Origin of the sequence: Butyrivibrio sp. AD3002, assembly GCF_000420905.1 — a bacterium.
Lineage (GTDB): Bacteria > Bacillota > Clostridia > Lachnospirales > Lachnospiraceae > Butyrivibrio.
Genome location: NZ_ATVV01000007.1, coordinates 48,262 through 71,562 on the forward strand (window position 1 = coordinate 48,262; position 23,301 = coordinate 71,562).

The 23,301-nt window shown below is 43.1% G+C and carries 17 protein-coding genes; 12 read left to right on the forward strand and 5 right to left on the reverse strand.

Annotated elements, in window-relative coordinates; genetic code table 11:
- Positions 1–346 precede the first annotated feature (346 nt).
- The 8 genes from G596_RS0106765 to G596_RS0106800 all read left to right on the forward strand — a co-directional run bounded on the left by G596_RS0106765 (position 347) and on the right by G596_RS0106800 (position 9,480).
- Complete coding sequence (locus tag G596_RS0106765; protein WP_022761082.1) at positions 347–1,603, forward strand: MFS transporter; 1,257 nt, start codon at positions 347–349, stop codon at positions 1,601–1,603.
- A 15-nt stretch (positions 1,604–1,618) separates the two neighbouring features.
- Positions 1,619–3,085: a ribosomal protection-like ABC-F family protein gene (gene abc-f / locus G596_RS24340; protein WP_022761083.1), complete on the forward strand. Its 1,467-nt coding sequence runs from the start codon at positions 1,619–1,621 to the stop codon at positions 3,083–3,085.
- A gap of 21 nt (positions 3,086–3,106) precedes the next feature.
- On the forward strand, positions 3,107–3,868 hold the full coding sequence (locus G596_RS23625) for an MBL fold metallo-hydrolase (protein WP_081646663.1): 762 nt from the start codon (positions 3,107–3,109) through the stop codon (positions 3,866–3,868).
- 124 nt (positions 3,869–3,992) lie between these two features.
- A complete protein-coding gene (locus G596_RS25485) occupies positions 3,993–5,858 on the forward strand; it encodes an alpha-galactosidase (RefSeq protein ID WP_022761084.1) in 1,866 nt (621 codons plus the stop codon).
- A gap of 13 nt (positions 5,859–5,871) precedes the next feature.
- Positions 5,872–6,228, forward strand: a complete 357-nt coding sequence (locus G596_RS0106785; RefSeq protein ID WP_155829176.1) for a hypothetical protein — start codon at positions 5,872–5,874, stop codon at positions 6,226–6,228.
- Between the two features lie 98 nt (positions 6,229–6,326).
- Positions 6,327–7,484, forward strand: a complete 1,158-nt coding sequence (locus G596_RS0106790; RefSeq protein WP_022761086.1) for a GGDEF domain-containing protein — start codon at positions 6,327–6,329, stop codon at positions 7,482–7,484.
- Between the two features lie 17 nt (positions 7,485–7,501).
- Positions 7,502–8,233, forward strand: a complete 732-nt coding sequence (locus tag G596_RS21300) for an HD-GYP domain-containing protein (RefSeq protein WP_022761087.1) — start codon at positions 7,502–7,504, stop codon at positions 8,231–8,233.
- The gene (locus G596_RS0106800) at positions 8,230–9,480 is read left to right on the forward strand and encodes an extracellular solute-binding protein (protein ID WP_022761088.1); all 1,251 of its coding nucleotides are present in this window, start codon (positions 8,230–8,232) and stop codon (positions 9,478–9,480) included. The genes G596_RS21300 and G596_RS0106800 overlap by 4 nt, the downstream gene beginning before the upstream one ends.
- A gap of 1 nt (position 9,481) precedes the next feature.
- Here G596_RS0106800 and G596_RS0106805 read toward each other — a convergent pair whose 3' ends face one another.
- From G596_RS0106805 to G596_RS0106825, 5 genes are all read right to left on the reverse strand, one after another.
- On the reverse strand, positions 9,482–11,173 hold the full coding sequence (locus G596_RS0106805) for a GGDEF domain-containing protein (protein WP_022761089.1): 1,692 nt from the start codon (positions 11,171–11,173) through the stop codon (positions 9,482–9,484).
- Positions 11,166–12,947, reverse strand: a complete 1,782-nt coding sequence (locus G596_RS0106810; protein ID WP_022761090.1) for a GGDEF domain-containing protein — start codon at positions 12,945–12,947, stop codon at positions 11,166–11,168. The genes G596_RS0106805 and G596_RS0106810 overlap by 8 nt, the downstream gene beginning before the upstream one ends.
- A gap of 133 nt (positions 12,948–13,080) precedes the next feature.
- Positions 13,081–13,896 (reverse strand): TPM domain-containing protein, encoded by an 816-nt coding sequence (locus G596_RS0106815; protein ID WP_022761091.1) that lies wholly within the window; start codon positions 13,894–13,896, stop codon positions 13,081–13,083.
- 22 nt (positions 13,897–13,918) lie between these two features.
- Positions 13,919–14,959: a hypothetical protein gene (locus G596_RS0106820; RefSeq protein ID WP_242829169.1), complete on the reverse strand. Its 1,041-nt coding sequence runs from the start codon at positions 14,957–14,959 to the stop codon at positions 13,919–13,921.
- A 76-nt stretch (positions 14,960–15,035) separates the two neighbouring features.
- Complete coding sequence (locus G596_RS0106825; RefSeq protein WP_022761093.1) at positions 15,036–16,241, reverse strand: SPFH domain-containing protein; 1,206 nt, start codon at positions 16,239–16,241, stop codon at positions 15,036–15,038.
- A gap of 170 nt (positions 16,242–16,411) precedes the next feature.
- On the opposite strand from G596_RS0106825, the gene G596_RS21305 reads away from it, so the two are divergent.
- From G596_RS21305 to hprK, 4 genes are all read left to right on the forward strand, one after another.
- Positions 16,412–17,959 (forward strand): ASKHA domain-containing protein, encoded by a 1,548-nt coding sequence (locus tag G596_RS21305; RefSeq protein ID WP_196805200.1) that lies wholly within the window; start codon positions 16,412–16,414, stop codon positions 17,957–17,959.
- A 70-nt stretch (positions 17,960–18,029) separates the two neighbouring features.
- Positions 18,030–20,315, forward strand: a complete 2,286-nt coding sequence (gene ftsH, locus G596_RS21310; RefSeq protein ID WP_022761095.1) for an ATP-dependent zinc metalloprotease FtsH — start codon at positions 18,030–18,032, stop codon at positions 20,313–20,315.
- Between the two features lie 82 nt (positions 20,316–20,397).
- Positions 20,398–22,266 carry an excinuclease ABC subunit UvrC gene (gene uvrC, locus G596_RS0106840; RefSeq protein ID WP_022761096.1) on the forward strand — a complete coding sequence of 623 codons (1,869 nt, stop codon included), beginning with the start codon at positions 20,398–20,400 and terminating at the stop codon, positions 22,264–22,266.
- Between the two features lie 77 nt (positions 22,267–22,343).
- Complete coding sequence (hprK, locus tag G596_RS0106845; RefSeq protein ID WP_026498524.1) at positions 22,344–23,282, forward strand: HPr(Ser) kinase/phosphatase; 939 nt, start codon at positions 22,344–22,346, stop codon at positions 23,280–23,282.
- The last annotated feature ends 19 nt before the right edge of the window (positions 23,283–23,301 follow it).

A 23,301-nucleotide genomic window follows, 5' to 3' on the forward strand; every position in this document is an offset into this window, starting at 1 on the left:
TATTTAGCGTTTGACAAAAACTATCGGAGGTATGAAAGGAATGCGGAATAGGTAATATTGATTCATAAATTTGCAATATGCAGATTGAAAAGGTCATCAGAGAATGGCTTTTTTAAGCACGGATCATATTATCTTGAACACATTTTTCATAGAGCCGATTGGTCATAGATTATCAGTACCGTGGCCCTTGATTTATCAGGGGCGTTTTTAGTTCTGATATATTAAGTGAAAATAGCATGCTGCTCATAATGTAGCGGTATGTGGTGTTAAGGGATAATGGATCCGTCTGCATAATGCAGGCGGTTTTTTTGTGTCGCGGAAGTTGCAATTTATGACAGGAGGACGTATGGAAACGAAAACAAAGAATCCCTTATGGACGAGGGATTTTACAATAATAACTATAGGCAGCGTGATTTCAATGTTTGGAAATAGTATGGCAGGATTTGCCATGAGTCTTATGGTGCTTGACTATACAGGGTCAACAATGCTGTATGCAGTATATCTTATGACCTATACTGTGCCAAAGCTGATTGTACCCATAATATCAGGTGCAGTACTCGACAGATTTTCCAGGAAAAAGATGATATATACCCTGGACTACACTATGGGAACTATCTATCTGCTGGTTGGCATTCTTCTTATGAGAGGGTGGTTCAGCTTTCCATTATTTGCACTTTTCAGTCTGCTAATAGGCTCGATAAGCAGTATATACATGGTGGCTTATGACAGCTTTTATCCGCTTCTTATAACGGAGGGGAATTATTCAAAGGCATACTCTATAGCAAGTGTGCTTGAGACGCTGGCGATGTTCATGGTTCCTGTAGCAACCTTTTTATATAATCTCGTGGGCCTTGGTCCGTTACTTCTTGCAAACGCAGTGTGCTTCCTAATGGCAGCAACACTTGAAGTAAATATAAAGGCTGAGGAGAAATATATAGAAAAGCAGAGCATGAGACAGGATACTAAGGATATGGGGCATGTAGAGAGAATGCTCTTTGATATCAAGGAGGGTTTCTTATATCTTTTTTCGGAAAAAGGACTGCTTGTCATTGCTGTTTATTTCTTGTTTAGTGCTATGGCAGGAGGGGCTTCTGATGTAATATGCCTCCCATATTTGAAGAGTCACTACAAAAACGGAGAATACCTTTTCATGTGTATTTTCGGGATGAGCTTTTTAGGAAGAGGACTTGGAGGGATGTTCCACTACAGGAGGAAGCTCCCTGCAAAATACAAGTTTTATATAGCTCTTTTGGTGTACATAATCATAGGCGTTTTTGAGGGATTATATCTATATGTGCCTGTGAAAATTGCGATGGGGCTTGGCCTTATTGTGGGAATCGGAGGAGTAACCAGTTACACAATCAGAATCTCTTCAACTCAGAGCTATGTTCCGGATGAGACAAAGGGCAGATTTAACGGGGCTTTTCAGGTTCTTAGTACATCAGGTGCACTTCTAGCGCAGCTGATGGCCGGTGTTCTTACAGTCTATATGGATCAGAGGGCTGTGCTCCTTTTGTTTGAGCTTCTAAGTGTGTTTGCGGCCATAGCTTTTGTGGGAACTAACAGAAAATATGTAAAGCCAATCTATAACAGAAACATGTAATTAAAAGGAGGTACTATGCCCAGACGATTACTTATAAAAGCAGAAAATATAGTTCATTCCTACGGCGAACAGACTGTTCTTGATTTTGACAGATTTTATTTATACGAAGGTGAAAAGGTAGGTCTTGTTGGTGTAAACGGAGCAGGGAAAAGCACTCTTTTGAAAATTCTATCAGGAGAAATAGAACCGACTAAAGGGACAGTTTACAGAGACTGTGAGCCATTTTATTTTGAGCAGTTTGGTATGGCGGCGGTCTATGAAACAGACTATGAGGAAGCAGGAAAAATGGGAGTCAGCGATCAGCTCTGGCAAGAAAATGTCAGCGGCGGCGAGAATACAAGAATCAGACTGGCGCAGCTTTTTTCAAGCCCTCAGGCGGTAGCTTTCCTTGATGAGCCAACCTCAAACCTTGATTTTGATGGGGTGGAGCTTTTAAAGAAAAGACTTAGAGAAATTGAAACAATGGTTATCATCAGCCATGACAGAACCGTACTCAATGAGCTATGCGACAGGATTGTTGAGATATCCTTTAGTGAGCTTCAAAGCTATAACGGCAATTATGATGATTATGTTGTTCAGAAGGAAGAGCAGTATAAAACACAGCTCTCGGAATATGAAAACTATCAGTCTGAAAAGAAAAGATTGCAGAATGTTTACACTCAGAAGAAAGCCAAGGCAAAGAAGGTTGAGAAAAAGCCAAGGAACATCACTGCAAGTGAAGCTAAGGCACGGGCCCTTTGCGGAAACAGGAAACCTGAGGATAAGGCGAGAGGAATTGAGAAAAGTGCATCCAATGTCTTAAAAAGGATAGAACACATGGAGGTCAAGGAGAAGCCAAAGGAGGAACCGACTGCAAGACCGGACTTCAGGCTGACAAATCCTCCAAGGAATCCAATTGTCATACGAGGCGAGCATATTAACTTTTCATACGACGACAATGTGATACTTGATGATGCGGATTTCATGATAAAAAACGGAAGTAAGGTGGCGCTTCTTGGAAGTAACGGTGCCGGTAAGACAACACTGCTGGAACTCATAGCAAATAGATATATGGTCTACGTAGTTCCGGGGGCCAAGATCGGATACGCCAAGCAGAACATGTCGCAGATAGATTATGACCGGACAGTGCTTGAAAACATAAGAAGGGTAAGTATACAGACAGAAAGCTTATCACGTATAATATTATCCAGGTTACTGCTTACTGAAAAAGACATGAACAAGAAGGCATCACAGTTATCCGGAGGAGAGAGGATGAAGCTTTCCTTTGCGATGCTTTTTGTGTCGGATGTCAATTTGCTCATTCTTGATGAGCCTACAAATTATCTTGATATTCCTTCGGTTGAGGCGCTTGAAAAGCTGCTGATAGAGTATGAAGGGACACTTCTTTTCACATCGCATGACAAGATGTTTGTGGACAGGATTGCAACAGAGAGACTTTACGTTGAGAATGGGAAAATAGTAAGTGATATGCAAAAGAAATAATGTGCTAAGAGGAGGTTCATCATGGCAGTTAAATTCATGCGTACAGGACAACAGGGAATTCTGGTATGGGATGAGGAGACAGGCTACAGGTTCGGTATAGATTTATTCTTATCCGATATGGAGGGCAGACAGGTAAAGACCCCGTTCGATATCGAAGCTTTGAAGGATGTTTCCCTCTTTTTCGGAACTCATGACCATATAGATCACATAGATAGAGATGCCTGGGTAAAAATTGCTGGGATTAATTCCAAGGCAAAATTTGTAGCACCTAAGTACTTTGAAAAGACTTTGCCCGATGAACTTGGCATAGAAAAAGAACGGTTTATTTTTGTGGATGAAGAATACTCTGCGGATGTAGATGACCTGCACATAGAGGCAATTCCCGCAGCGCATGAATTTCTTGATACTTCGCCGGAGGGGCTTCACCCGTATCTGATGTATATAGTTACTTTCAGTGGAAAGAAAATCTGCCACATGGGAGACACCTGCCTCTATGAAGGGGTATATGACAAGCTAAGGAAAAGCGGCCCCTTTGATGTCATGTTCCCTCCGATAAACGGGCGGGATGCAGTGAGACTTAGAGATAACTGCATCGGAAATATGACATATCAGGAGGCAGCAGATCTGGTGGGGACTTTAAAGCCGGCACTTGCCGTTCCGGGACATTACGATATGTTTAAGTTCAATGGTGCTGATCCAAACGAGTTTAAGGACTATGTGGAAATAAAATATCCGGGTCAAAAAGTGATGATCATGCAGCCGGGTGAGGAATTTGAGTTATAAAAGAAAAGCGCACTTTTAAAGCATTATTTGACAGTAGCAAGGCAAATAGTGAGAAGAGTTTTTTGCAAAACTAGGATAAGTTAATAATGTAAATACAGATAAGTTTCTTTTCACGGGAGGACCTATGCTTAGACCTGACAAAATAACAGAGGCCGGACGCTTTAACAGTTTTGATAATAACGAAATATTACTTGGAAAAAAGAAAAACCACCTTCCTGCAATGGGGTGGAACAGCTGGAATGCCTTCGGAAGCGGTAATACCGAAGCACTGACCAAGGCAATGGCAGATAAAATGGTAGAGCTGGGCCTTGATAAGAAAGGTTATCAGTATGTAGTTTTGGACGATGGCTGTTATAACCCCGAGAGGATTGACGGAAAGCTAGCTGCGGAACCGGTGAAGTTCCCGGGTGGTTTTAAGTCTGTTTCCGATTATGTCCATGCTAAAGGTCTTAAGTTTGGCATGTACAATGATATAGGTGTAAAGACCTGCTCCGGAGCAAGGGTTGGCATTTGCGGATACGAGGATGTGGATGCAAAAAGCTATGTTGAATGGGGCGTTGATTTTATGAAGGTTGATAATTGCTATTATCCTTTTGATAACGCTACTTTTTCAAATTCAGAGAATGCTGCATACACCTTTACGCCTGATATCAGAGCGATAAAAATATGCGGAAAGAAAAGCGAGATTCTTAGCGCCGTATCCGATGGCAGAATAACCGGTGATCGTGCTCATGCAGAAAAGGATTATGTGACGGGGCTCGGAACCTTCGATGGAACGGGACCGGATGCTTCTCCCGTGGGAGTCAGAAGCAGTGAACTCATTTTTGATTATGAGCCCTCTGCTGATAATAAGACAGATAATAATGAATACCAGATCTTAGTGGAATACAGGTCCTCAAAAGAGGAGGGTCGTGGTGACTGGCTTCAGCTTGCAGTAGGTGATGAGTATTATTATGACGATTTTCTTACCAAGGGACTTGATGCGGAGCTCTCTGATAAGAATTTGAATGATCCCGATAACAGAAATAATCCCGTGGATAACAATATGCCGGATCTGGACGGGGAAGAAAATAAAGAGGCTGCAGATAAGGAATTCATCTGGAGTGAGCCTGTTACAGTCAAGCTTGGTGATGGTATTAATCATATCAGGATTATGAATCACAGAAGACAGGAAAACACTCTTAATTCATATTCCAGAATCCTGAAGGCACTTAATGAAGCTGCTCCTGGACACGATATCATCTATTCTGCCTGCGAATGGGGTAAGAGTCATCCGCAGAACTGGGCTTACAAAGTATGTGACAGCTGGAGAATCCTGAATGATATAACATTCCGGGTAGGAAGTGATGGAGATCCCGGGCACGGCGACTGGAAGGATGATTATACTCCAAGTGTGACGACGCAGTATAACAAGGCAGTCATAATGGATGAGTTCGCAGGTCTTGATAAGGGCTGGAACGATCCCGATATGCTGATGATAGGCATGGACGGACTTGATGAGATTCAGTGCAGAACACATATGACACTGTGGTGCATGATGAATTCGCCTCTTATGCTGGGACTTGATCTTAGAAGAGTACAAAAAGGTGACTGGATCTATAACATAATCGCCAATGACGATGCTATTGCAATTAATCAGGACTCTCTCGGAGTTCAGGCAAAGAGGGTATTTTCAACTCTGGCGAAGGAGTGTCCTGACAAGGAATATATTCGCGATATAAACCGTGTGGATATTCTTGTTAAACCGCTTAGCGGGGACAGATTTGCAATAACCTTTGTAAATGTCAGCGAGGAAGATAAGAAGGACTCTTACAGTATTACCCATAAGGAAATTCAAAAGTTCCTGGGAGATAGGATAAAATCAGCAGATAAATATCTTGTAAAAGATATTTGGACAGGAGAAGAAACCGAGAATGACACAGGTGTATTTAAAGTAGACGGACTTAAAGCCTGTGACCAGGTTACGATTGTTGTGACTCCTAAAGGCTGATTATATAGGTAAAATGACGACTGAAGCATTCATAGATTATTTAACAGAAGAATACCGTGGCGATACAGCCGCTTTTTGGAAGCATATGATGGCGGATAATTCAGAAGAGATGCTGATGCAACCTGTCACAAAGAAAAAAGCGGCTCTGATATTGCACGCCATGATGAGGGATTCACTTAATATAAAGGATGTTGACTGGGATAAGGCCAAGAAACTAAAGGATATCTATGATTGCCGCATCTGTGCTAATGCTGTTGCACAGGTAATTGAAAGAGGTCTTATAGAACCGGAGAAGCCGGACTTATTCGGAATGCAGATTCCCATGAAGGATGAAGAATTACTGAGCGCTGTGAAAAAGCTTATCATATAAATATAATGCTATCTTTAGATAATTATTAGATTTATCTGTTACAGTAATAATATACGTATTGTGGCATGCTATGCGATTTCAATAATGAGGATTGGAGCATGAGAGCACAAAGTATAAATCATTACGGTTACGATAAAGAAACTAAAGAGGAATGCACAGAGCTTATAAACGGAACCAATAGAAAACATGTGATGATTCTGAATATATGGTTCTTTATAGTGAATGTGCTGTGTATTATATTCTCAGCGTTTGATATTTTCAGCGTAAACCAGAGCGAGATGAGACTGTATATTGTTTATGCAGTTGTTTCTGCTGTGTTTTTTGTGGTGTGCAAGACCTATGGAGCGAAACCAACTACCGGAAGAGTGACGGTTCTGGTAGTCGTAAATATGCTTATATGGATGGCCTATTCCATTCAAATATCAATTGATCAGCCATACATGGCAGCTACACTTTTCATGGTCATGCTGGTTGTATTGTCTTTTTCTTTTATTTCAACCATGCTAAGGACATTGGCAGGCATAGCATTGTGCTGCGGATGTTTTCTCTATTGTTCATTTAAAATCAAAGCAATTTCCATCGCAGAGCAGGATTTATATAATGTAATTATTTTCGTATCACTTTCAATCGTACTGCACTTCGCCTTTCAGAGGACCAGAATGCAGCAGTTTGTCACGATGCAGAAAAATATACAGATTCAGCGCGAGCTGGAGATAAAATCAAGTTTTGACGCGCTTACGTCTTTGTTAAACAGAGGGCGTTTCTTCTCCCTTGCAGGAAATATCCTTTCAAATCCCCATGATGAATATATTGCAATATGTCTTCTCGACCTCGACGAGTTCAAACAGATAAATGATAAACTTGGGCACCAGATGGGCGATAAGGCTATCCAGATAGCGGGACAGACAATTATCGAGGGCCTCGGAGTGGATATGACAAAGAAGTGGACTTTTCAGGAAAAGGTTTTGAAGGAAGGAATCAGTTTTCCCGGAAGGCTTGGCGGTGATGAATTTATAGTGTTTATAAGAGGGAAGAAGAACAGAGAGGAAGTTACGGAGCTTCTTCAAAATATGCTCAGATCACTTAACAGTGTAGAAGTAGGAGATCTTCACGGAATACATGCATCTCTTGGGGTGACCGAGATAACAGAAAATGACAGAGACATAGATGTTGCATATAAGCGTGCTGACGAGGCCCTGTATGAATCCAAGCGGGCAGGAAAAAATCAGATACGTTTTATGGACGCAGAAGAATAAAGGCAGGGAGGTAGATTATGAATTCAAATGAGATCAACCTGCTGATATTTTTCATAATAATACTGCTAATGCTCACAGCAATTACTCTGCATGAAAACTATACCAGGAAAAAGCGCACGGCAGCAATTCTTGAGATACTGGTTGGAATTATTGAAGCGGGAAATCCTAATCTCGACGGACATTCTCTCCATGTGCATAATCTGACGATGGTATTATATGAATTTATGCCTTTCAGATACAGATTACAGGTCAGCCAGATTGACCTTCACTATGCGTCGCTTCTTTTGGATATAGGTAAAAATGGCATACCTGATTCGATAATGGAACATGCGGGGAAGCTTGGACAAAATGAGTGGGAGATAGTAAAGAAGCATCCTGATATAGGAGTAAATATGTTAAAGGATGTGCCCGGGATGGGGAAAACTCTTTCCTACATTCTGTATCATCATGAAAGAATTGATGGTAAGGGCTATCACCAGCTGACAGGGGAACAGATTCCCCTCGGAGCCAGAATGATTGCGGTGGCAGATGCTTATTCTGCCATGACAATGAATCGCTTGTACAAAGCTACTTTGCCCTACGCTGAAGCTACATCCGAACTTCGATTAGCAGCCGGTACACAGCTTGATGAGAATCTTGTAAACATTTTTTGTAATATACCGATGAGTAAAATTGATTCCTGCATGGAGGATGTCAATCTCAAAATGGAAAGATATCCCAACGCCAGAAAGGGGAGTATAGGTGTATGAAGTGGAAGAGAATGCTTTCCGCCATACTGACAGTAATGGTGCTAATATGTGCGATGTCCTGCGGGAAAAAGCAGGATAAGCAAAACGCATCGGGAGTGGATCCGGAGACGGCGCCTCATATAACATTGGCGCTAAGAGCCGGTATTTACTCCGATGCGATAAAATCCTGCCTCATTCCGTTCGAAGAAGAGAACCAGGTCATTTGTGATGTGCTGGAACTTGGAGAAGAAGAGCTTCACAAAGGTATTCTTGAAAATGCATCGAAGACTGAAGGGCAATATGATCTTTGTATGATAGACGGATCCTGGAAGGCAGAGATGACCGCAAATTCATTACTGTTAAACCTTTCCAAAGAAGGATATGAACTGGACGATGACATTATAAAAGCTACCACGACTATCTGCTACGATGGAAATGATATATATGTTGCGCCTTTTTACGGCAATGTGACCGTTCTTCTTTTCAATAAATATAACGTGGAGAAAGCGGGATATAATGTTGAACAACTTTCATCCCTTGAAGAGATATATCAGGTGTGCAAGGCTTCACAGGATAAAGGGAACCTGGGGTTCATGTACAGGGGCGATTCCGAGAACAATTATGTGGTGGATTTTCTCCCGATTCTCAGATCCTACGGCGGGTGGGTTGTTGATGAAAATAACAAGCCCACGGTAAATACAGAGGAATTCAAGAAAGCGCTCAATTTTTATATGCAGCTGATTGCTACAGGAAAATCGGAAAGCAGAGATGATCTTATAATGGCGATCGACAACGGAGCAGCTACTATGGCGGTAGGCTGGCCGGGGTGGTATACGCCTACAAAGAGATCAGCATCTGACTACATTGCACTTACGGGAAAAGCGTTCAGTGACTCTGAAGGGTATAATGCAAATGTATATGGTATATGGACCATAGGTGTTCCTGTAAATAGCCAAAATAAGGAATTGGCAGTGAAGCTTGTTAAGTATCTGATGGACCCTCAAGTGCAAAAAAGTACAATAGAATACGGAGGCGTTCCCTGCAGATACTCATGCCTTACTGATGAGAAGATTCTGGCAGATAATCCTCCGCTAAAAGCGGTCTGTGCTGCTCTTGAAAACGGTGTTTACAGACCTGATATGGAAGAGTGGACCGATTTTTATACAATACTCGGAAATAAGATGGAGCTTATCATAAACGGGGAGAAAGATATAGACGAAGGGCTTTCTGAGGCACAGGCAGAGCTTGAGGAGATGCTCCGTAAATAATCTATATCCTTGCAACTATGCCGAGCTTTGCGTGCATGAGCTTTTTGTTTTCATACATTCGCTTATCGGCAAGCAGATAAACACTGTGAGAGTTTTTCTGCTCCACTTCAGTGCTGAAGGCATAACCGGAAGCTACGCTTCTTCTGTAGCCGGGATACAGAACATTTTTCACCTCAAGCGCGTCTTTAAGCCTTGTTAAAAGAGTATCCACTTCATCAAAATGTTCCTTTTTGAGAATTGCCACAAACTCATCGCCACCTATCCTGGCGATGAAAGCTTTGTCATCAAAACACTGTTTAAGAACCTGAGAGAATTCCAATAAATATTTATCTCCTGCGGCATGTCCGTCGCTATCGTTAATTTCCTTAAGGCCGTTAAGATCAAGACTTACTATGCAGTAGTCGTCATCGCTTTTGTCCAAATCTTCCAGATACTTATCATAGCGTGATCTGTTTGGAAGATCTGTCAGTCCGTCTGCATAAGCAAGGTGTGTCAGAGACGCATACTCTTTTCTCATGGCGAAGGATTCCGACAAGTAAATGAAATAGTTAATGAGGTTTGCGAAAACGAATATCAGTCCTGCCATCGGAATCATGCGTATTGTCAGGAATGATGGGGGAACAATATTCCTTATTTCCAGAGAAAAAGCGGCATAGTTGATTATGTATGACAGAGAAAAAACAGAAAGACCGAGTAACTGTATTACCTCGGCAGGCGCAAGCTTTTTTTGCTTAAAATCTTTAAAGAAGATGATAAGCATGAAGAAGGAACATATTATGGATATGCACTGAAAATACGGCAACGTGCGATTCATATGGATGACACCTGTGAAATGAAGCACGATAAGACCTATACAAATGAAGGAACTGGTGCAGGACACTACCATAAATATCCAATCGCGGTAGTGCTGTTGGATGCAGCCGACAATAAGGTAAGTAAGAGGCACCATAAGATAAAGGGAGACATACTCTAATTCGGTAGCTCTGCTTTTGGTATCTATGAAAAAATCGACCAGTCTGAAATAACCAAGTACCCACACTCCCAGATTAATAAACAGGATCGATACAAAGAGTTGGGAAAGAATACTGGGCATTGTCTTGTAAAAACCTAAAGTAATGATTAAAAAGGCTGCACCGAAAATTATCAGGAAAACTCCCGATGCAAGAGGAAACATATTTCTAAATATATAGGAGCGCATGACATCGTGATAATCGCCGTATACAGGCGGCAAGTAAAAATTATAGAAGCTGTCTTCTTCAACATAGAGGACGAGCCGCAGCTCCATAGGATGATCCTTTTCCGGAACAGGAACAACATGGAAACTACAACCTATATATTCTCCTTTTTCCAGCAAGTCTTTATACTCCGAACGGATGAGCTCGTTATCAATAAACAGGTCGTATGCAGAATATCTTGAAAGAAACATAAAGGTGGGAAACACGAAAGCGTTACTTGCAGGAATAGTTCTTGAGAGCACAATAATATCACCCTTCTTTGACCTAAAGTTGAGAGCCCTAGGGATGTCATAAAGAGAGACATTCTCGAAGCTTTCTTCGTTAAATTCAACAGACCATTCTTTATCAAATGTGTATATCTTTCCTGCATTAGCCGGATAGAATAAAAAGTGGCATATAGTTACAAGAAGCAGGAAGGTAAGAAGTGCAATTATAAGGAATTTGATTCGTTTAATCATCTGCAGGTACACCTCCTTCCTTCGAGGGTGTATTGCCCATTATGTCATTTACAAATCTTCCGATCTTGGAAGAATGATGCTTATCTTTTTCTTCATACATGCGGTTATCGGCAAGCACAAAAACATCGCCGGCTTCGCCACCTTGAACTTCACGGCTGTAGGCGAAACCACAGGATGCGGACAGATTTAGGTTTGTCTCATGACTGTTGAAAGCATTAAGTCTTTCGCGCAGGTCATTTATCATTTTTTGGCATATTCCTTCCTCGGGATTCTCTACTGCCACAAGGAATTCATCACCGCCGGTTCTCCCTATCAAAGCTGCACCGGAAAAAGCCTGCTTCATGATGTCTGCGAAGGTCTTTAATATTCGGTCACCCTCCTGATGCCCCAGTGTATCGTTGACAGGCTTTAAATTATCCATATCAATAGAAATGATGGCAAATTTTCCATGTACAGATGCCATGTATTGCATACATTTGGCACGATTCATAAGGCCTGTCAGAGAGTCGGTATAGGCAAGACCCTCAAGGTGCTCCTTCATGTAGACTGAGTTAATATGCTCTATTCCGTGATAGAAATAGAATACAAACAGGCAAAGTACAAAGCACAAAGCGCCTATAGTCATAAAGTTGATATCAGCGTAAGCTTCTCCGCCTGCTAAGAGAAACTTAAGCACATTGTACTTTATGATATCAATGACAGAGCAAACTATGAAAAGGGCAAGACCCAGCACGAGAATGCTGTCTGAAGTCATTCCAACGTATTCCGGACTATTTCTTCTGTTATGATAATGCTTTATCACATCGGTAATAATCTGCGGAAGCTCTATTATTGTTTCTACAATAGCCAGAATGTGAAGTGTGGGTACAAAAATATTAATATGGATAATTCCGCTTATATGTAAGATGGTGGTAACTATCGGGAAAAGCGCATTTATAGCTATCAGAACCTTATTTAGATTGGTGTTAAGGCTTGGATGCGATGAAATAAGAAAGGCAATAATAGCAAAAGGAATAGAGTACAGAGAAAAGTACTCTAGGAAATTGAAGAAGGCTTCATAATCCGAAAGGAAGCAAAACAGGTCGTTAAAAGCAAGGTTGTAGGCACCAAGGAAAAATGCTATCAGTGAAGTGAAGATTAGTGACAGATCATGTCCGTGGTACATATACAGATACGAGGAAAGTGTCAGTAAAAGAAAAGCAAAGACTATCTGGAAACCGCCTATGAACAGAGGGAGGCGCTTTTTCTGCAATAAGTGCCGCTCGAGCTCAAATCTGTTTCCGTAGTAGACCGGTGAAAGACCGGAGAATGCATCATCTTCTGTGACATCGAGTCTGATTGTCAGAGTTTTTCCGGCATATTGTTGCGGATTTTTAATTGGAACAATATTAAAGTGCTTGGGGAGGAGTCTTCCCGCATCATAGAATTCTTTTCCATAGTTATAGATTTCCTCATCATCTATATAGACAGTGACTACCGAGAGGATAGTTCTGAACATGATACAAGCAGATGGCACCTGCCCTGAAGGGAACGAGGTGCTTATTATCACAACATCGCCCTTTTGGGAATCTCCTATATTCAGATCTTCAAGAGATGCATCATCTGCATGAAAATTTCCATGCTTTACAGACCATCCGTCTTCCAGGGTGGTCATATGATAGGTGTTTGGCGTGGTCATAAATGAGCTGCCAAAAAGAATTAAAATTACCGGTATTACTACCAGCAAAATGGGCAGCAGCCACACGTTTATATGTAAATAATCGCGAAGTCGCATAGCTCTCTCCTGATAATAAGTATATCAATAAAAAAAGCAGTCTTTTATAAAAAAACAGTTATATTTCTGAATTTTGTATTACCAGAAGAAGTAAAAAGACCTCATCCGAGTGATGGATGAGGTCTGAGGATTTTTAAAAGCTCCCGCTGCTTCCGCCGTGGCTTGTTCCCGAAGAACCTGTATGGGTTGAAGAACCGCCGGTATCCTTTGGCTTAGCATGCTTTGACAGAGTTTTTCTTATAAATCTGTCGTGGTGTCCGGTTAGGGACAGACCATTTTGTGAATAATTCGAAGCTCCGGTTTCTCTGTGAACCGTGTGGAGCTGCGCAATAAATATGAAAAGCGGAATCAGTGCAAGTAAAAGACCTGCAAGAATACAGATTCCGAGTTTCCCTGCTGTGAAGGTGTGGGAGTCAATATCATCCTGAAGCTTTCTGCTGCAAGCAGAGATAAATTTATCGAAGGAGGAGTAATAATTTCCTGCCGATAAATCGCTCTTGCAGGCATCAATAAGGTCTTCCTGATCTGAATCCGAGTACACCTGTATTGCAGAGCCGGTTGTTGTAATATGCCATTGTCTGGAGGTTATATCAATCAGGAAGAGAATTCCGTCGTGTTTTTCTCCAATGCCATAGCCGTTATAATCGTAAAAATCGTCGGCATAGGCCTCTACATCGCGGCTTCCGAGACTGTCTACGGTAACAATGACAATGGCGGAATTATACTCGTTTTCCACCTGATAGATATGAGTTGCCAGAGCGTTCTCTTCGTCATCCGTCAGCAGATCGGCGGCATCGACTACAGGGAAAAGTGATCCGTCTACCGTATAAACGGGATCCACAAGACCCTCGGTGCCGGCCTTAACATTAAACGACAGGATGACAGGCAATGCCAGAATGAAGCATATCAGCATGGCCGTAATAATATTCAGTTGTTTTTTATGATTCATATTCCTATCCCTTAATGTATTATTAGCTGATAACGATGAGACAGATGATTATGGAAATAAGTGTAAATCCAAGCGCTGAAAGGATATAGAGTACGGCAGCTCGTCCCTTACTTACAGGAAGGTTGCCGACAAATTTACCGCTCTGACCGTTCATTGCGAACAGATAGTTGTTTCCGTTCCAGGAAGTGTTTAACAGCCATACCGGATAGAGCGCATATTTGTGTGAAAGACTGCGCACCTGTTTGTTTCTGGTAATGGGTGTTACTGATGAATAGCCGGTTACGGTATTTCTGATATCGTTTTCAACCGTGTTCTCCATACGATTCACGATGTGCGTCTTGGTTTCCTCTACATCAACGTCGTATCTGTTTGCAAGAAATCCTGCAAGATATCCGCTGTTGAAGGGAACCGCCTCGGAAAAGTTGAAGGGTTCGATGGATTCCATAAGATCATCGGGCATCTCTTTTGAAGCGTCATGGGGTACATGACTGAATTCTTCGTGACCGGATCTGTCAACCTCGTAAAAGCTGGTTTCCGTGTAATTGTAGTCGCTGTCACTCCAGGTTCTGACCTTTGTTGCTTCGAATCTGTAGTCAGCATCTATCTTTGCATCATAAAGCCAGTACGGAATATAAATTCCGCGAATTTTGTCTATATGATTCTGCGCAAAGAAAACCCTGGGTAAAAGCAATTTTCCTTTAACATAGCCGGCATAGCTGTCCATGGCGTCCTGCTTGCTTTTCTTAAACGGGATGACATAGTTGGGGCGAAGGTCACCGGCGAACTTTTCTTTTACAACAACATTGTTACTGCAAAAAGGGCAGGTGAGGGATCCTTCAGTCTCAGAGGCGACTATCTCACCTCCGCAGGACTGACAGGAATACACCACCATACCATCGGTTTCGCCGGGTTTCCATTCTGTGCCTTCCGAAAGCCATTCATTGCTGTCTGCTTTTGCATCTTTGTCCTGTTCCTCCTGTCTGGGGGCTTTGTAATCACTAACCTTTATTTTGGTGTCGCAATAAGGACAAAGCAGCATCTGACTGCCGGCATCAAAATTCATTACCCCTCCGCACGAGGGGCATTCATATTCGGTTAATCCCATAGATAATTTCCTAAACTATTATTTCTGCCGATAATTATGGTCTGGGCTGACCACAATTTGAACAGAATTTTCCGCTGTTAACAGTTCCGCATGAGCATGTCCAGTCTGCGCTGGGCTTGGGCTGACCGCAATTTGAGCAGAAATTGCCGTTGTTGACGGTTCCGCATGCGCATGTCCAACCACCCTGGCTCTGAGGCTGCATCTGAGGAGCTGCCTGTGCAGGCTGTGCCTGCTGCCCCATAGCGAAGAGTCCGGCTGCGTTTGCACCGCCTGCCTGCTGTGCCATGTTCATTCCTGCAAATGCCATCATAGGACCTGTTGATGTGTTCTTAGCGGCATCCTGCATAGCCTGTGCCTGTGCGCCTACAAGAGTAGCGGCTGCCATGTTGGGATTTGAAAGAACAGCATTCTTCTGAAGCTCTTTGATCATCTTTTCATCTTCTTCAGAAGCGTTTACGGAGTTGATACCGAATGTGGAAATTCTGATTCCGTAAGTGTCGCCCCATTTAGCTGAAAGAACTTCGTTCAGTGCATCAGCGATCTCTGTGGTGTGTCCGGGAAGAGCACTGTAACGAACGCCTGTCTCTGAAATCTTTGCAAATGCGGGCTGAAGAGCTGTGAGAAGCTCACTCTTTAACTGAGATTCGATGTTTTCTCTCTTGTACTCTCCTGTGAAGTTTCCGCAGAGATTGGTATAGAAGAGAATGGGATCTACGATCTTGTAACTGTATTCACCATGGCAACGGATGGAGATATCAACGTCGAGGCCGATGTTTTTATCTACAACACGGAAAGGAACCGGATTAGCGGTACCGTACTTGTTGCCGATGATATCCTTGGTGTTGATATAGTAAATGCGCTGGTCGTTAGCGGCATCTCCGCCGAAACTGATACGCTTACCGATCTTTTTAAAGGTTTCCTTGATGTTGGAAGAGAGGCTTCCGTAGAAGAGAGAAGGCTCTGTGCTTACATCATATACGAACTCACCGGGCTCAGCGCAGATTTCAGTTACTTTTCCCTGATCAACGAGAATCATGCACTGCCCGTCAGCAACTGCTATTATTGAACCGTTGGAAATGATGTTATCATTACCCTTGGTGTTGGAGCTTCCTCTGCCGGTACGCTTAACGCCCTTAACGGCAAGTGTGTCAGCAGGAATAGCATCACAATAGAAATAGTCTCTCCAGGAATCAGCGAGAACACTTGAAGCAGCTCCGACTCCAGCTTGTAAAATACCCATACAAAAATTTCCTCCTTTTAAATTAAGTTTTACCTTTTTATATTGTGGTCTTTTTTGTCAGACCATTATTGAATACTGATAAAAATTATACCACAATTAAGATATAATTATAAAATAAGATGTACAAATTAAATGGGGTTAAGTTGCCAATTGCAGCGATGAAAGAACATATGAAACTGTTATACAATGGAAAAACATACAATATCAGCAGAGGGACGCTACTCTCCGAGCTATTTAAGCGCGAAAATATGGATATTCCTATGGTCTGCGCAGGTATGGGAAGATGCGGAAAGTGCAAGGTGAGGTTTGTCAGCGGTGCCCCCAGGGCGACTTCAGCTGACAGCTCGTTTTTTAGTGAGGATGAGATAAAAAGTGGCTGGAGACTGGCTTGCAGAGCTGTAATTACAGAGGATGCTGAGATTGAGACTGATCTTTCCACTGCAAAAGAAGATAAGGCTTTCAGTATAAAGGAGGAGAGCAGAGAGGATAAGTGCGAGGATCTTTCGTCCGGAAACTTTGTTGCAGCCATAGATATCGGTACCACAACGATTGCAGCAGCAATCATATCGCCAAAGGACGGGAATGACATCATAAAGAAGGCAGTAACCATGAATCATCAAAGAAGTTACGGCGCCGATGTTATAAGCAGGATCAAGGCGGCAAATGAGGGCAATGCTGATGTTTTGAGAAAGCTGGTAACGGATGATTTGAAGGGACTTCTTAAAAATGTAGCCTTAAAGGAGGTCGTGATTGCCGGGAATACTACCATGCTTCATTTATTGGTGGGGGATTCCTGTGAGGGTTTGGGAATTTCTCCCTATAAACCCGTAAGACTTTCATATCCGGAGATGAGCTTTTCTGAGGTACTTGGAGTCACATTCGAAGAGAAAGATATTTATGATGAAACCGAATGCAGAATAATGCCAGGTATATCTGCTTTTGTTGGAGCGGATATCGTATCCGGTATGTATGCCCTTGATTTTTATAAGATACCTGAGGGTAAAACCTATATGCTTATTGATCTTGGAACAAACGGAGAGATGGCAGTTGCGGACTCCCAAAAAATAACTGTCTGCTCGACGGCAGCAGGTCCGGTGTTTGAGGGAGGCGGTATATCCTGCGGTATGGCCGGAGTTTCGGGAGCCATAGAGCATGTAAAGATTGATAAAGAGAAAAAAACCGCGGATTACAGGACGATAGAAAATACAGAACCTCTCGGAATCTGCGGAAGCGGAGTACTTGAACTTGTATCCGAACTCAGAAGATGCGATATCGTCGATGAAACAGGTCTTCTGGCGGATGAATATTTCGAAGAAGGTTTTATATTATATAAGGATGAAAAAAAGACGATTTCTTTTTCGCAGAATGATATTCGTGCTCTGCAGCTTGCAAAGGCTGCGATAAGAAGCGGGATAGATACCCTGCTTTCGGAACATGGCATTACTTCCGCAGATGTGGATAAGGTATATATTGCCGGAGGATTCAGTGAACATCTTGATATTGATATGATAAAAGCACTAAAGATGTTACCGGAGGAATATATAAATAAAAACATAACAGAGTGCGTAGGTAACACTTCGCTAAAGGGCTGTATAAAGGCGCTCGGAGATTGTGATTATCAAAAAAAGATCACTGATATTGCAGCCCGTTCGAGTGAGATTTCATTGGCAGGTACAGATACCTTCGGAGAGAGTTTTATTTCAGCTATGAATTTATAAATTGATTTATGTATCTGTTATACTTATAATAGAACGATAGGAACCACGAAACGAGATTAAGAGGTAAGCAATGGATAACAATTATAATAACAATAATGGGGCAGGCGGAGAAGGCGGTCCCAAGAAACAAAATATATTACTGCTGGTTGTTGCTGCGCTTGTGTCAGTGCTTTTCATGACATATTTCATGCGCGCGGTTACAGGTTCCAGTAATAAAGAAGTAACTTATTCCGAGTTTATTCAGATGATCGAGGATAAGAAGGTTGAGAGCGTAGTGATCGAGAGTGACCGCATCAACATTATCCCCAAGGTAAGTTCTGATGAGCTTAAGTTCAATCCCTTCTCCGGTTCGACCACGGTTTTGACATATTATACGGGTAAAGCCGAGGATGATTCCACACTTACGAAGAGACTTCTTGATGCAGGAATTCCGGTAAGCAGTGAGATTCCGGATTCTTCGAGTGCGATCATCTCCTTTGCCGTTTATTATGTTCTTCCGATTTTGCTCATGTGGCTGATTCTTTCATTTGTGTTCAGACGCATGTCGAAGGGCGGCGGTCCGCTCGGTATCGGTAAAAACAACGCTAAGGTTTACATGCAGCGTGAGACAGGAGTTACTTTCAAGGATGTAGCGGGCGAGGATGAAGCAAAAGAATCTCTTGTTGAGGTCGTTGACTTCCTTCATAATCCCGGCAGATACGTTAAGATCGGCGCGAAGCTTCCGAAAGGTGCTCTTTTGGTAGGACCTCCCGGAACAGGTAAGACACTTCTTGCCAAAGCGGTTGCGGGTGAGGCACACGTTCCTTTTTATTCACTTGCAGGATCTGACTTTATTGAGCTGTATGTCGGTGTCGGTGCGAGCCGTGTTCGTGAACTTTTCGCAGAGGCCAGCAAAAATGCGCCTTGTATTATTTTCATAGATGAGATTGATGCTATCGGAAGAAGCCGTGACAGTAAGTACGGCGGCGGAAATGAAGAGCGTGAGCAGACACTGAACCAGCTGCTTTCAGAGATGGATGGTTTTGATTCTTCAAAGGGTGTCCTCGTTCTCGGAGCTACAAACAGACCTGAGATTCTTGATAAAGCGCTTCTTCGTCCCGGACGTTTCGACAGACGTATCATTGTTGATAAGCCTGATCTTAAGGGCCGTGAAGAGATCCTTAAGGTTCACTCCAAGGATGTTAAGATGGATGAGACCGTTGATCTTAAGGGAATCGCCCTTGCTACCAGCGGTGCTGTAGGTTCAGACCTTGCCAACATGATCAACGAGGCAGCCATAAATGCAGTTAAGGCTCACAGAGAGTATGTTTGCCAGCAGGATCTTATGGAGGCCGTTGAGCAGGTACTTGTTGGAAAAGAGAAAAAGGACAGAATTCTCAGCAAGGAGGAGAGAAAGATCGTCTCCTATCATGAGGTCGGACATGCCCTTATCAGTGCGGTTCAGAAGAATACTGAGCCTGTTCAGAAGATTACAATCGTTCCCAGAACCATGGGTGCACTCGGATATGTAATGCAGGTTCCCGAGGATGAGAAATACCTTGAGACCAAGGATGAGATCATTGATGATATCATTGTTTCGCTCGGCGGACGTGCGGCTGAGGAAGTTATTTTCAACACAGTTACAACAGGTGCTGAGAATGATATTGAGAAAGCTACCTCAATGGCCAGAAGCATGATAACAATGTTCGGTATGAGTGATAAGTTCGGACTCATGCAGCTTGAATCAATACAAAACAGATATCTCGACGGAAACAGAGTGCTTAACTGCAGTCCGCAGACTGAGTACGAAGTCGACGAAGAGGTGAAAAAGCTTCTTGCCGACTGTTACGAGAAGGCAAAGCAGATCATTCGCGATCACATTGATACCATGGATAAGATCGCACAGTTCCTTATTGAGAAAGAGACCATCACCGGTAAGGAATTCATGAAGATTTATCGTGAGGTAGAGAACATTCCCGAACCCACCGAGGAAGAGATGGAGGAGGCAAAGCACGGAAGAATCTATGCTACACGTCCCGAATCCGCAGCGGTTGGAGAGAATGTTCCGATCAAGGAGAAGGAGAAGAAGGAGTCTGTTTCTGCAGAGAAGGAGCCGGAACCCGTTCCTGTTACTTCTGAGCAGCAGCCACAGCCCCAGCAGGGATATATAAACTGGCAGCAGCCTCAAGACGCTACCAATGGTCAGTCGCAGCAGAGCACGACATCTTTCGGACTTCCTACATACGGCCAGCCTACATATGGCCCGGGCGGAGCATCCTATGCCTCCAAGCCTGAGAAGAAGGAAGAGAATGAGGATACACCTACAGGTGGTGGACGCTTCTCACATATGCCTGACAATTTTGATAATCAGAATTAAGAATTTTTGTGAAAAGACAAAAATGTATGTAAGAATCCAGAGGGCTGTCGCGTAGCGGCAGCCTTTTTGATAAGATGTAATTATGGAAGAGAAATTTAATGTACAGGAAGAACTGAAAAAGCTCCCGAAACAGCCGGGGGTTTATATAATGCGTGATCAGAATGACACGATAATGTATGTTGGGAAGGCAGTGAATCTCAATAACCGGGTGCGCTCCTACTTCAGGAAAATCGTGGGCCGCGGGCCGCAGATTGACCGCATGGTCCAGCAGATTGCTCGCTTTGAGTATATCGTCACTGATTCAGAGCTGGAAGCGCTTGTCCTTGAGAATAATCTGATCAAGGAAAATTGCCCCAGATACAACACGATGCTGAAGGATGACAAGACCTATCCCTACATAAAGGTCACTGTTTCCGAGGACTTTCCCAGAATCTTATTCTCCAGACTTATGAAGAAGGATAAGTCCAAGTATTACGGTCCGTTTACCAGTGCGGCAGCAGTTAAGGACACCATAGAGCTGATAAACAAGATATACGGCCTCAGAACCTGCAACAGAGTTCTGCCAAGAGACATAGGTCTGGACAGACCCTGCCTTAACTATCATATGAACAGATGCTCTGCGCCCTGCGACGGAAAAATCTCAAAGGAAGAATATGCCGAGAGGATACGAGGTGCTCTGGACTTTTTGGAAGGCAATTATACTCCTATTATCAGGGATCTGACTGAAAAGATGGAGGCAGCGGCGGAGGAGCTGAATTTCGAGAAAGCAGCAACCTACAGGGATCTTCTTACCAGTGTAAAACAGGTGGCACAGAAGCAGAAGATGACTGATTCAGCCATGGAGGACAAGGATATACTGGCCATTGCAGCAGATGAGAATGATGCTGTGGTGCAGGTCTTTTTTGTCCGAGACGGAAGGCTTATCGGAAGAGAGCATTTCTACATGACGCATGTGTCCGAGAATCCCACAAATGAGATATTGCTGAATTTTGTAAAACAGTTCTATGCCGGAACGCCTTTTATTCCGAGAGAGCTCATGCTTCCCGAAGCCATAGAGGACATGGAGGTAATTGAAAAATGGCTCACTCAGAGAAAAGGGAGCAGAGTTTATCTAAGTGTCCCGGAGAGAGGGCAGAAGGAAAAGCTGATGGAGCTTGCAGCTCAAAATGCAGAGCTGATTCTGAGTAAGGACAAGGAGAGACTAAAGCGCGAAGAAGGCAGAACAATAGGAGCTGTAAAAGAGATAGAAAAACTTCTGGGGATCAATGGAATTATCAGAATGGAGGCCTACGATATCTCCAATATCAGCGGTTTTGCCAATGTCGGATCGATGGTTGTCTATGAGAAGGGAAAACCAAAGCGCAGTGATTACAGGAAGTTCAGGATTAAATCCGTCACAGGCCCGGATGACTATGCATGCATGAAGGAAGTACTCACCAGAAGACTTATGCATGGCCTAGAGGAAAAGCACGAGCTTGAAGTGCGCGAGATAGATGCGAGATACGGCAGCTTTACAAAGTTTCCCGATCTTATTTTGATGGATGGTGGAAGAGGCCAGGTAAATATCTGCCTGCAGGTTCTTGAAGAACTGGGAATTACTATTCCGGTGTGCGGAATGGTTAAGGATGACAACCACAGGACCAGAGGACTTTATTTCAATAATGAAGAGCTCCCGATAGACAGACGTTCCGAGGGCTTTAAGCTCATAACAAGAATTCAGGATGAAGCACACAGATTTGCGATAGAGTACCATCGTTCTCTTCGAAGTAAATCACAGGTAAAGAGCTCCCTTGATGAGATTCCCGGAGTGGGTCCTGCCAGAAGAAAAGCTCTTATGCGCCATTTTAAATCCATAGAAGATATCAGAAATGCAGATATAGAGACGCTTAAGCAGGTTCCGGAAATTCCTGAAAATGCCGCGAAACAGATATATGATTTCTTCCATTCTTAAGGATGCGGGGAGGCATGAAATAATTGTAAAAGCCCAGTGGGTGTGCTAAACTGTGGTAAGTTAAAAGGGGGTATCTCATGGCAACGGTAAAGCTAAAAACTGTCATTAAAAAGATGGAGCTTGAAAACCTCACCCCGGAGCTCGATGTTTCCAAGATTCGAATTCATCAGCCCGATATCAACAGACCGGCTCTGCAGCTCGCAGGCTACTTTGAGCATTTTGAGGCTACAAGACTTCAGGTTATAGGATTCGTAGAATATTCATATATGGAATCCATTCCCGCAGAAGATAAGGAGCGGGTATATCGCGAATTTTTATCCTTTGACATTCCGTGTGTCGTTTTCTGCAGAAATCTGATACCGGATCCGATGTTCGTAAAGATGGCGCTTGAGGAGAAGGTTCCGATAATGGTAACTAAAAAGCCTACATCATCATTCATGGCTGAGATCATCAGATGGCTTAATGTGGAGCTTGCTCCCTGCATTTCCATCCACGGAGTTCTGGTTGATGTTTACGGCGTAGGCGTTCTTATAACAGGTGAAAGCGGAATCGGTAAATCCGAGGCTGCGCTTGAGCTTATTAAGAGAGGTCACAGACTTGTGTCCGATGACGTGGTGGAACTGCGTAAGGTAAGTGATGTGACACTTATAGGAACAGCTCCCGATATCACGAGGCATTTTATTGAGCTTCGAGGAATCGGAATCGTGGATGTAAAGACACTTTTCGGTGTATCCAGCGTCCGCGACACACAGAACATTGACCTTGTTATCAAGCTTGAGGAGTGGGATAAGGACAAGGAATACGACAGACTTGGTCTTGAAGAGGAATATACAGAGTATCTTGGCAACAAGATAGTTTGTCACAGAATTCCGATTCGTCCCGGCAGAAACCTTGCGATTATCTGTGAGTCCGCAGCAGTTAACCACAGACAGAAGATGATGGGCTACAATGCTGCTCAGGAGCTTTATAACAGAGTGCAGAATTCGCTCACCAAGGGTCATGATGACGACGATTGATAAATAGAAAATAATAAAT

Coding starts and splice junctions, on each gene's coding strand:
- G596_RS0106765 (WP_022761082.1), top strand. CDS start 347: ATGGAAACGAAAACAAAGAATCCCTTATGGACGAGGGATTTTACAATA.
- abc-f (WP_022761083.1), top strand. CDS start 1,619: ATGCCCAGACGATTACTTATAAAAGCAGAAAATATAGTTCATTCCTAC.
- G596_RS23625 (WP_081646663.1), top strand. CDS start 3,107: ATGGCAGTTAAATTCATGCGTACAGGACAACAGGGAATTCTGGTATGG.
- G596_RS25485 (WP_022761084.1), top strand. CDS start 3,993: ATGCTTAGACCTGACAAAATAACAGAGGCCGGACGCTTTAACAGTTTT.
- G596_RS0106785 (WP_155829176.1), top strand. CDS start 5,872: ATGACGACTGAAGCATTCATAGATTATTTAACAGAAGAATACCGTGGC.
- G596_RS0106790 (WP_022761086.1), top strand. CDS start 6,327: ATGAGAGCACAAAGTATAAATCATTACGGTTACGATAAAGAAACTAAA.
- G596_RS21300 (WP_022761087.1), top strand. CDS start 7,502: ATGAATTCAAATGAGATCAACCTGCTGATATTTTTCATAATAATACTG.
- G596_RS0106800 (WP_022761088.1), top strand. CDS start 8,230: ATGAAGTGGAAGAGAATGCTTTCCGCCATACTGACAGTAATGGTGCTA.
- G596_RS0106805 (WP_022761089.1), bottom strand. CDS start 11,173: ATGATTAAACGAATCAAATTCCTTATAATTGCACTTCTTACCTTCCTG.
- G596_RS0106810 (WP_022761090.1), bottom strand. CDS start 12,947: ATGCGACTTCGCGATTATTTACATATAAACGTGTGGCTGCTGCCCATT.
- G596_RS0106815 (WP_022761091.1), bottom strand. CDS start 13,896: ATGAATCATAAAAAACAACTGAATATTATTACGGCCATGCTGATATGC.
- G596_RS0106820 (WP_242829169.1), bottom strand. CDS start 14,959: ATGAATTTTGATGCCGGCAGTCAGATGCTGCTTTGTCCTTATTGCGAC.
- G596_RS0106825 (WP_022761093.1), bottom strand. CDS start 16,241: ATGGGTATTTTACAAGCTGGAGTCGGAGCTGCTTCAAGTGTTCTCGCT.
- G596_RS21305 (WP_196805200.1), top strand. CDS start 16,412: ATGAAACTGTTATACAATGGAAAAACATACAATATCAGCAGAGGGACG.
- ftsH (WP_022761095.1), top strand. CDS start 18,030: ATGGATAACAATTATAATAACAATAATGGGGCAGGCGGAGAAGGCGGT.
- uvrC (WP_022761096.1), top strand. CDS start 20,398: ATGGAAGAGAAATTTAATGTACAGGAAGAACTGAAAAAGCTCCCGAAA.
- hprK (WP_026498524.1), top strand. CDS start 22,344: ATGGCAACGGTAAAGCTAAAAACTGTCATTAAAAAGATGGAGCTTGAA.